The organism is Phocaeicola sp. RTP21198st1_B8_RTP21198_201120 (genome assembly GCF_040929485.1).
GTDB lineage: Bacteria > Bacteroidota > Bacteroidia > Bacteroidales > Bacteroidaceae > Phocaeicola > Phocaeicola dorei.
Genome location: NZ_JBCOCI010000377.1, coordinates 1 through 1,318 on the forward strand (window position 1 = coordinate 1; position 1,318 = coordinate 1,318).

Annotated in this window: 1 protein-coding gene and 1 pseudogene; both read right to left on the minus strand. The window is 45.4% G+C overall.

What is annotated here, in order from left to right:
* The coding region (locus tag AB5935_RS26475; protein WP_368327925.1) for a succinate dehydrogenase/fumarate reductase iron-sulfur subunit at positions 1–629 on the minus strand (629 nt) is incomplete at its 3' end.
* A gap of 36 nt (positions 630–665) precedes the next feature.
* A pseudogene (locus AB5935_RS26480) lies at positions 666–1,318 on the minus strand (fumarate reductase/succinate dehydrogenase flavoprotein subunit); the annotation flags it as partial.

Consider the following 1,318-nt stretch of genomic DNA (forward strand, 5'->3'; position numbering starts at 1 on the left):
ATCTTTGACAACATAGCTTTTGCACGGCGCAAAGCTTCCGGTTTACCTTGCGGCAGCAAGTTCAACTGGCTGACTTTTGCAGAAACGAACAACATAGCAGAACCATTCTTACATGCAGCTACACAAGCACCGCAACCGATACAAGAAGCAGCATCCATAGCTTCGTCAGCGATAGGTTTCGCGATCAAGATAGCGTTAGCATCCTGCGGAGCACCTGTGCGTACGCTTACATAACCACCAGCTTGCATAATCTTGTCGTATGCAGTACGGTCTACCATCAAGTCTTTGATGACAGGGAAACCAGCCGAACGCCAAGGTTCAACAGTGATGGTATCACCGTCGTTGAAACGACGCATATAGATCTGGCAAGTAGTAGCACCTGTTGCAGGACCGTGCGGGTGTCCGTTGATGTAAAGAGAACACATACCGCAGATACCTTCGCGGCAGTCATGATCGAATACTACCGGTTCTTTTCTTTCGCTGATGAGCTGTTCGTTCAGAATATCCAGCATTTCGAGGAAGGAAGTATCACCGGGGATATCTTTCATTTGGTAGGTTTCAAAAGCACCTTTAGCTTTCGGACCAGCTTGGCGCCATACCTTCAGTGTAAATGATATATTTTTATCCATTTTCTTCTAATTCTTTTAAATGTTTAACTTCACCGATTAGCTCTTGTAGTTACGAGTCTGAACCTTGATAGCTTCATATACCAGCGGTTCTTTGTGCAATACCGGAGCCTTTTCATCATCACCTTGATATTCCCAGCATGCTACATAGAAGAAGTTTTCGTCATCACGTTTTGCTTCTCCTTCTTCAGTCTGGTATTCTTCACGGAAGTGACCACCACAACTTTCGTTACGGTTCAATGCATCGTAAGCAACAAGCTCACCCATAGTGATGAAGTCGTACAGACGGATTGCTTTGTCAAGCTCTACGTTCATACCTTCTTTAGAACCGGGGATAAACAAGTTCGTTTCGAATTCCTTGCGGATTTCTTTCAGTTCGGCGATACCTTTCTTCAGGCCTTCTGCCGTACGTCCCATACCTACATATTCCCACATGACATGACCCAGTTTCTTGTGGATAGAATCAACAGATTCTTTACCCTGGATGCTCATGAACTTGTCGATCTTAGCTTGAACTGCTTTTTCAGCTTCAGCAAATTCAGGAAGATCGGTAGAGAAACGAGGAACAGTGATCTGGTCTGCCAGATAGTTCTGGATAGTGTAAGGCAATACGAAGTAACCGTCAGCCAAACCTTGCATCAATGCAGAAGCACCGAGGCGGTTTGCACCGTGGTCGGAGAAGTTAGCTTCAC